At 61.9% G+C, this 8,680-nt stretch carries 4 protein-coding genes and 1 other RNA gene; 3 read left to right on the plus strand and 2 right to left on the minus strand.

Annotation, left to right across the window (positions count from 1 at the left end; genetic code table 11):
* Positions 1 to 5,403, minus strand: a 5,403-nt coding sequence (locus tag SGJ19_28860) for a hypothetical protein (GenBank protein MDZ4784277.1), incomplete at its 3' end; no start/stop codon positions are given.
* Positions 5,404 to 5,904: 501 nt separating this feature from the next.
* Between SGJ19_28860 and rnpB the strand changes: the two genes are divergently transcribed.
* An RNA gene (gene rnpB, locus SGJ19_28865) (RNase P RNA component class A) lies at positions 5,905 to 6,319 on the plus strand.
* Between the two features lie 81 nt (positions 6,320 to 6,400).
* Positions 6,401 to 6,613, plus strand: coding sequence for a hypothetical protein (locus SGJ19_28870; protein ID MDZ4784278.1), 213 nt, complete (start codon positions 6,401 to 6,403; stop codon positions 6,611 to 6,613).
* A gap of 513 nt (positions 6,614 to 7,126) precedes the next feature.
* Here SGJ19_28870 and SGJ19_28875 read toward each other — a convergent pair.
* Entirely contained in the window at positions 7,127 to 8,056 is a 930-nt protein-coding gene (locus tag SGJ19_28875; GenBank protein ID MDZ4784279.1) for a TIM barrel protein, read from the minus strand.
* Positions 8,057 to 8,249: 193 nt separating this feature from the next.
* Between SGJ19_28875 and SGJ19_28880 the strand changes: the two genes are divergently transcribed.
* The gene (locus SGJ19_28880) at positions 8,250 to 8,594 is read left to right on the plus strand and encodes an ArsC family (seleno)protein (GenBank protein ID MDZ4784280.1); all 345 of its coding nucleotides are present in this window, start codon (positions 8,250 to 8,252) and stop codon (positions 8,592 to 8,594) included.
* Positions 8,595 to 8,680: the final 86 nt, after the last annotated feature.

Below are 8,680 nucleotides of genomic sequence, written 5' to 3' on the forward strand. Positions count from 1 at the left end.
AATGTCGTTGCGTCCGTCGCCATCGACGTCGCCCACTGCGACAAAGACGCCGCCGACGAACCCGGCGCCAAAGGCCTGAAAGCGGTACTGCGGCAATTCCGCGCCACTGGTGACGTCGAACACGCGAATCTCCGGCGCATGGCTTCTGCCCGGCGCGGTCACCAATTCGGGAATGCCGTCGCCGTTGAGATCGCCGAGCGCGACGCGTACGCCTTCCTTGTAGTTGGCCTCGTAGGCCAGCAGCCGCACCGATTCCTCAAGCGACAGCGCATCGAGCAGCAATACGCTCGGCACGCTGGTCGCACCAGCGTCGGCGCCCGCGGCCAGGAGGTCGAAGTAGTTGAACTCTTCGATATCCGTGAAGCCGACGCGCTTGCGATTCGTAAACGTCCACGCGCCTGTGCCCGGAGCGGTGAAATTAAGCCGGCGTCCCGTCGTGCCCGTGAAGTCGATCTCCAGTCGATCGCCCGGCAACACGCCGGTTGGCGGTCCGCCGTCGACGAAGTACTCGGTGACTTCATTGGGCGAGACGAAGAACTCATCGAGTCCTCCCAAACCACGGGCATCGAGATGCTCAAGCGTGGCGTCGTAGTTGATCGTCGCCCCCGCGCCAGTGACAGTCGTTCCGCCCAGGTTAAACGTCTCATCCGCATTGGTGCCGACCAGAACCAATCGATCGTCGCCGTCACCGTCCTGGAACGTCAACACCGCGGCCAGCGGAGCTTGTACGGTCGCGGTGTCGTTGCCTGCGCCGCCGGCGACAACGGTGACGATCGTCGCGGAGATGGACAGCACGTTGATCGAGTCGTTGCCGTCACCGGCCTCGATGCGCAGGTTATCGACTTCGTTGTCGTACGTAACCGACGTGCCCGCGCCGCTGATCTTCGTGGCTTCCACGGTCAACGCGTCATCGCTGGCCGTACCGCGCACGGTTAAGAAATCGAGAATGCCAGTCCCAGCATGGTAGACCGTCGGCGGCAAGGCGGCCGTGATCGTGATCGCGGCGCTGTCGGGCCCTGCGCCTGCGAAGAACTCCAGCGACGCCAAACCCGGCATCGCTTGCGTGACGAGGACATCGAGTAGGTCCGCCAAATCCGCCGCGCCGGAATCGAGCCGCACGTCAATGTCGGTCTTCGCGGCGAATTGATGTGTCACAAACGCCGCGTTGCCGCTGCGGATCTGATGCGCCGTCGGCAGGAACACGCCGTTTTCGTAGAACACGTTGTCCGCGGAATTGTTCGGCGCGACCCAGTTGAGTTGCGTCACCGGCAGCGCGTCTTCGATGTTCTCCAGCGTCGCATAGCGCGCGGTCAGCGTCGGCCCGAAAGTCAGTGTTCCGCTATTCGGCCCGCTGGGCTGATGCGTCTCGTTCGCCAACGGCGGCTGATTGCCGGAGAAGGCGAGTACATCGCCGCTCACGTGGCCGCCGCCGACATAGTCGACGAAGACATTCAGCAACGTCGTGCCGTCGTGAATAAAGTTCAACCGATCGTCACCGGCGCCGCCCTGAAAGAACAGGATCGCCGTCGGAATCAAATCGCGGAACTTGAACACCGGCCCGTCTTGCACCTGCAGCGTGCCGGAATTCGTCGTGTCGCCGGTATGGATAACGCTCGTGCCGCCGCTGGCGTCGTGCAGCATCGTCACGACGACGATCTGCCCCGTCGACGAGAACAGTTCGCCGGCTTCGATGCCATCAAAGTCGATCGGACGGCGGCCAATGACTGTTACCGAGCCTTCGGCCACGGTGACGCTATTGGCTTGCGCATCGATCTTCAGCGTGTCCGCCACGGCCTGCGCGTCGCCGTGAATGATGAAGCGTGTCGAGGACGAAGGAACGACGTTGAATACGTCGTCGCCGCCTTGCCCGAACACTTCCAATTCTTCCGAATTCGTGTAAGTGATCGGCGTCGTCGCGCCGGTTACCGTGGTCGCGTTGATAAACAACTCGTTCGGCGTATCACCGGCCAGCACGATCAGCCGGTCCAATGTGCCGGATCCCAGATCCACATTGAATGCCGGCAGCGGGCTCGTGGCGTTAATCGTGAGTCGATCGTCTCCCGCGCCCGTGAAGAACCGGAGCACCGTCATCAGCGGCATGTCGATCGTCGTCGCTACGCTGAGGATGTCCGCGCCGTCAGCGCCGCCCGTGCCGGTGTTGACCGTGACTTCGACCTTGCTGGCGAACTCATAACTTAGAAAGGCATTGTTGCCGCTGGCAATGCGATGCGCTTCCGGAATGGCCGCGCCGTCCGTGTAGCTAAGTTGATCGGCCTGGTTGGGCGGCGTGTTGTAAGTGAGCCCGAAGGTCAACATCGAATCCGTCAGCGCTTCGATCGCCGAATAGTCGACGGTCATCACGTTGTCGAGATTGAACGCGCCGGCATTCGGACCCGTGGCGGAGTGGATCTCATTGATGACAACATTGCCGCCTCCGGAGAAGGCCAGCGAGTCGCCGAAGCTCGAATTCTGCGCTGCTTTGAAGGTGATCTCCGCGTCCAGCAGCACCGTTCCCGTGTTGATGATTTCCAAACGATCGTCGAGGAACGAACCATCGACAGCGATCGGCACGTTCGCGCGCAAGTTGAACAGCGAGTACGTCGCGCCGTCTTGCACTTGGATGACGGCGTTGTGCGCATTGTTCGTGGTGAATATCTTGCTGATGCCGCCGAGCGGCGAATGTCGCACGTTGACCGATTGAATGTCGGTCCCCAGGCCGATGAGATCCTGGAACTCAATGTTCGTGATATTGATCGGCAGCCGTCCGGTCGCGGCCACGCTGTTGGCAAACAGCACTACGCCCAATCCGGCGAAGTCGTAGCGGATGCGATCGCCCACGGCGTGCGGACCGCCGTCGACGTTGATGATGGCGTCGACCGAGAATCCGGACGTGAACGTGTCGTCGCCCCCTTCGCCGAAGAAGTTGTTCGTGCTGGTTGAGCCCAGCCCGTTGGCATTGATCGTGAACGTGTCATTCCCTTCGCCGCTCCGCACGTTGGTCGTGCGATTGGCGGCCGTACCGGAAATCGTCAACACGTCCGCGGCGCCGCCAGTCTGCACTGACAGCGAACTGATGGCGTCGCCCGAATAGTTCACTGCGACCGGCGCAAGCCCGGAGACCGTACCATTGGTGATCGTGACGTTGCGCGCTGTGGTGTCAGCGCCCGCGTTGATGTTCAGACCCGTCAGGTTCGATGCGCCATTGACGGTCAGCGCGCCGAGGATGCCAGTTAGCAGCCCGGCGTTGCCGACATTCACCGTGTCCGCGCCGCTGGAGTTCGTGATCGTCGTGTTCACGCCGTCGCGCGTCGCTAGCACATTCACCACGTCGCCGTCGGAGCCGCCGCTGTTGAGGGTGAGCGCCGTCAAACCAGCGGAACCGCCGGGATTGTTGAGCGTGATCGTGTCCGCGCCGGCGCCGGAGTTGTAAGTGATGTTCGTCTTGCCATTGACGTTCACCGTGCTGAACGTGCCATTCGCGGAATTGAACTGCGTCGTGAGCCCGCCTTGCACCGTGGGGCCGCCGACGACATTCACGACATCCGCGTTGGCCGTACCCAACAGCAAGTAGTTCGTTGCCACGGTGGCGTCTTGCGCCGTCTCGATCCCCGCGTAGTTGGTCGCCCGACCGTCGTGTAGAAACTGACCGGCGCCCGGACCGGTCACGGTGTGCACCACGCTCGTGATGCCCGCGCCGCGCATGGTCAACGTGTCGGCGCCGGCCTCACCGTCGATGCTCAGCGTACCACCAGGCCCCAGGAGCGGCGCCTCGATCAAAAGTGTGTCGTTGCCGCCGCCGGCGCTGATCGACGTCGCCTTCCCGGCCGCGGTGCTCTCAACCCGGATATCGTCGATGCCCGAACCGGACAGCAGCGTTAGCGTGCTGATATCGTTCTCGACGTAGGCCACGGGCTTCGGCGTCAAGCCTTGGACCTCATTCTCACGCACGCGTACTAACTTGGCCGCGGTTTCCGCCGAAGCGTCGATCCGCACCGCCGTGAGATTGGGCGGATTGGAGATGCTGATCGCGCCCAGGATGCCCGAGGTAATGCCGGCATTGCCGATATTGATGGTGTCGGTGCCGAGGGTACTAGTGAGATTGAGCGGCTCATCGGTCCAGTTCAACACATTGATCACATCGCCGTCCGTGACGCCGGAGTTGACGGTCATCACGTCCAGTCGGTCAATGTCACCGCTCAGGTTGACGGTCGTAGTATCCGCGCCGGCCAACGTATCGAACGTCACGAATCGCTTGCGCGACACGTGGATGTTGCCGAACGCGCCGTTCGTCGATCGGAATCGAATCGTCGCATTACCGAGCACCGCGGGACCGTCGTCAACAATCGCGACGTCCGCGCTGTTCGTGGTACTCAGGCTGTAGTTGTCCGCGTCGGTCACATCTTCCGCGTTCTCCACGCCAGTGTAGTTCACCGCCACGTTAGCGTGCGTGATCCTGCCGTCGAACACATTGTTGAGCGTATGCACCGTGTTGGCGAAATTGGCGCCCGAGATCGTCAGGCGGTCCGTCGCCCCCGCGCCAGCATTGTAGAACGTCGGTACATCAATGAATCCGCCAAAACTGTAGTCAATCGAGAGCCCGGTATTCAGGTTGTCGGCGCCGGTGATCAGGATCTGGTTGGTTTCGACAAATCGCTTTTGCGTCAGCACCGCATTCGTGGCGGCGTCCAGAATCTGATAGGTGTTGGTGGGCGGGTTGCGGCGCAGGATCAAGTTCTGCGACGTCGTCGATTGATACGTCAACGCCGTCGCCTGATCGATAGCGCGGTCCAGCACGCCATTCCAGCCGCCGTCTTGAGCGCCCGGCAACGGTGCGGCATTGAACCAGTCGTAACCCAAGTAGATGACTTGGCCGAGTCCCACGCGGAATTGGGCGACGGTCGTGTCGGCGCCATTCGTGTAGATCGAACGCGCGTTGGGCGGCAACGACGATGTGACGAGACGGCTGGTGGAATCCGGTTCGGTGATGGTGTTGGAACCACCCGCGAAGAAGGTGCCGTTGGCGGCCGCGGTGATCGTGTCCGTCCCGAGTTGGCCGTCAGCGCCCGCGATAGCGACAATGCCCCAGGCAGAGGCCAGCAGCGCGATCTCGTTGAAGTTCGTACTACTGTGCGTGCCAAAGACAATGACGGACCCGCCCGACTGGACGTATGCGTTCAGTTGAGCGTTCGAAACTACGGCGGCCAGATTGCCGTTTTCCAACTCCGGGATGACCAGGACTTGCTCGTCATCGGTAGCAAAGAAAATGTCTACCGCCGAAACTCCACCAAAAGTTCGGACGGTATGGTTCGCCGCCTGCAGCGACTGAATCACCTGGTTGACTTCGCCGTCGGCGGAAACATCGTTGTACGTGTTGTTGGCAAACACCGAAACGAGCGCCATCATCCGCCGGTCCTCCAGCGGCTCCGTCCACAGCCGGGGGCGGCGTGGTGTACTCCGAGCGGCGAGGCCGCGGCGCGAACGGGTCCAAGGGGACCTGCGAAGTGGAAACATGCTGGCCGACCAACCGTTGAAGCAGAATCAAGATGCGAGGCCAAACCTCCATCGTGATCGAAGCCGGCGGCAGGGGCAACGATTCAGCGCCTCGGTTTGACAGGCCGAACTGCCGGCGGCGCGGATTATGCCGGGCATGCCAGGAAAAGCATCCACCACCACAACTAATAAGCAATAAGCCCAGGGCAGGCCCTCGTAGTCGCAGCTACTGGCAAAAATCATCGGAGGCCTGCCCTGGGTTCTGCGAGACGAAGCGCTTTACTCCAGCAAACCCAGGGCAGGCCGTCGTAGTCTCCTCCAATAGCAACGATTTCGAGGGCCTGCCCTGGGCTTGGCATGGCGCGTGCCGACGACAGGATTCATTGAGGATGTGATAGAATCCCCCCAGAGCTCGAAGTGGACTGGACGGCCGCCGGCGCGCAAGCGCGGGAGGAAAGTCCGGGCTCCGCAGGACACGATGGTGGCTAACGGCCACCGGCCGCGAGGCCAGGGAAAGTGCAACAGAAAGCAAACCGCCGCGCGGCTCCGGCCGCGCGGTAAGGGTGAAACGGTGCGGTAAGAGCGCACCAGCGGGCCGGGCGACCGGCTCGGCTAGGTAAACCCCATCGGGAGCAAGACCAAACAGGAAGCACGACCGCCCGCAGGTTCTACGGAACCGACGGGCGGTCGGCGGATCGGTCCGATCCGCTACCGACTTCCGGGTAGGTTGCTGGAGCCGGCGAGCAATCGCCGGCCTAGAGAAATGGTCGTCGCCGGTCGTGGGCAACCGCGGCCGGGACAGAACCCGGCTTACAGGTCCACTTCGAGCTCTCTTTTTCGACGCCTCGCCGACTCGTTGCGCTTCTTCGGCAAGTCGTTCTGCTCGTCGATGATCTTCACGAGCTTGGCGATGCAGAGCTGGTTAATGCTGATCTCGTGGCCCAGCGCCTCGGCCTTGAGCGACTCGTGCAGACTCTCCGGCATTCGGACGGTGATCACGCGGATGGCCTCGCGCGACGGCTCGCGTTCCGTCGCCCGGCGCCGAAGTTCCGAGAGCATCTGCTTGATCTCAGCGTACTCCTCGGTCCGCTCGAAGGCGGCCATGGCTTCCGGCGTGTCGTAGACCTGGCGGACGATGCCGCCGATGCCCAGAACCTCCTTGAAGAAGATCACCCAGTCCGGCCCCTGCTCGAAGAGTTCACTGGCGACTCGGATGACGTCGTTCCCTCGTTGTTTCATCGTCACTCCCTTTTCCAAACACGGCTGTGGATCACTTTTCCGAGCGGTTCCTCCCGCTCGAACGTGACCATCATTTCAGTGCTGGCAAGGCTTCCTCCGATGTCATTGTACCGCTAGCACTTACGTCGATTCGTCGAGTGTGCCTATTTGCGTGGCATTCTGCCGACGAACCCGGCAGCCGCGCGGCTGCCCGGTTCTTGTGCAGTGCGACTTTTCCCATTTCTCGGAGTGTCCGGTTCAAAGCGGTTGAAATGGACGAAAACAGACGACTGATGTGAAGCTGGAGAAGACACCGGCGCGCAAAAAAAGCCGCCCGCAGTTTCTTGCGGGCGGCGCGTCTTCGTTTCAGGATTGCTCCAGCCACCGCGGCCCTAAGCCGCGGTGTTTGACGGAGGGACTACGACAACTCGTCGCGGACCTTTTCGAGCAGCTTCTTGGTGGCCTTGATGCCATCCGGCTCGGAGATCTTGCTGCCCTCGTATTCGATCCCGACCCAGCCGTGGTAGCCGTGCTTGAGGACGATTTCCATCATCTTCTTGTAGTCGGTCTCGATGCAGTTGCCGTCGGCGTCGAAGTCGTGGCTCTTGGCGCTCACGGCCTTGGCATACGGCATCATCTCGTCCGTCCCCTTGTAGCGGTCGTATGTTTTGCCGTCGCCAAGGTTGAAATTGCCGAAGTCCGGCAGCGTCCCGCAATTGGGGTGATCGACCAGCTTCATCACGCCGGCCAACCAACTGCCGTCCGAACTCAGGCCGCCGTGGTTTTCGACGATCACGCCGATCCCATGGCTCGCCCCGTACTCGCTCAACTGCCGCAGGCCATCGGCGGCCAGCTTTTGCTGTTCCTCGAAGGTCCCCTCGGCGTGGGCGTTTACCCGGATCGAGTGGCAACCGAGGAACTTGGCCGCGTCGACCCATTGGTGGTGGTTCTTGACGGCCTTCTTCCGCTCGGCTTCGTCCGGATCGCCGAGGTGCCCTTCCCCGTCGATCATGATCAGCACGTGGGCCACGCCCAGGTCGTCGCCGCGCTGCTTGAGGTCGGCCAGGTACTTGGTGTCTTTGGCCTTGTTCTTGAAGAACTGATTGACGTATTCAACGCCTTCGATGCCGAATTCTTCCTTGGCGACCTTGGAGAAATCCAGGTTGTCCAGCTTCTTCTCACCCAAGGCGCGGTGCAGCGACCATTCGGCGAGGGAGATCTTGTAGAGCGGCTCCTTGTCGCCAGGGAAAGCGAGTCCCCGAGTGGCGGTCAGAGAGCCAAGGGCCAAGCCGAGACCAGTGGCCCCGGCGGCCTTCACGAAATCACGACGGTCCAACGACGTGGGCATGTGCGATACCTCTCAACGATGAAGCGATTGCGGGCGAGACGCCGCGAACAGGCGGGGCCAGGATTGCCGCAAGTATAGACCCCGCCCCAGCGGGTCGCAACGCGCGCCGGAACGCCCACTGGGAGAATTGTCCACCGCGGCTAGAATCCGGCGACGCCACGAGATCATCTCCCTGACATGTTGAAAAACCCGCATGAAGATCGACTGGTACTACCACCGCAAGAACTGCCAAAGCTGTGCCCGGGCGGACGCGTTTCTCGAAGCAGCGGAGGCGACCATCACCGAGCAAGTCGACGCCCGCAAAACGCGTCTCGGTCCCGAAGAGGCCGTGGCCCTAGCCCGAGAAGCGAGTCACGTCTGGGCGACCAAAGGGAAGAAGGTGCTCCATTTCGACATGAAAAAGTCGCCGCCGACCGACGCGGAATTGAAGTCAGCCCTGATCGGCCCCAGCGGCAACCTCCGCGCCCCAACCTTCCGCCGCGGCAAGCAGTTGTTCGTGGGGATGAACGAGGAGGAGTTCGGAAAGGTGCTGGGGTAAGCAATCCAGGTGATGCCACGACACACGAACGTCAACATGATCTAGCCCCGGTAGGGGCGACAGACAATAGCCAGGGGTGCAAACCC

This window comes from Planctomycetia bacterium (genome assembly GCA_034440135.1).
Classification (GTDB): domain Bacteria; phylum Planctomycetota; class Planctomycetia; order Pirellulales; family JALHLM01; genus JALHLM01.

What these genes read in the sequence shown, in the direction of transcription:
- SGJ19_28870 (MDZ4784278.1), top strand. Translation starts at nt 6,401, where the DNA reads ATGCAGAGCTGGTTAATGCTGATCTCGTGGCCCAGCGCCTCGGCCTTG.
- SGJ19_28875 (MDZ4784279.1), bottom strand. Translation starts at nt 8,056, where the DNA reads ATGCCCACGTCGTTGGACCGTCGTGATTTCGTGAAGGCCGCCGGGGCC.
- SGJ19_28880 (MDZ4784280.1), top strand. Translation starts at nt 8,250, where the DNA reads ATGAAGATCGACTGGTACTACCACCGCAAGAACTGCCAAAGCTGTGCC.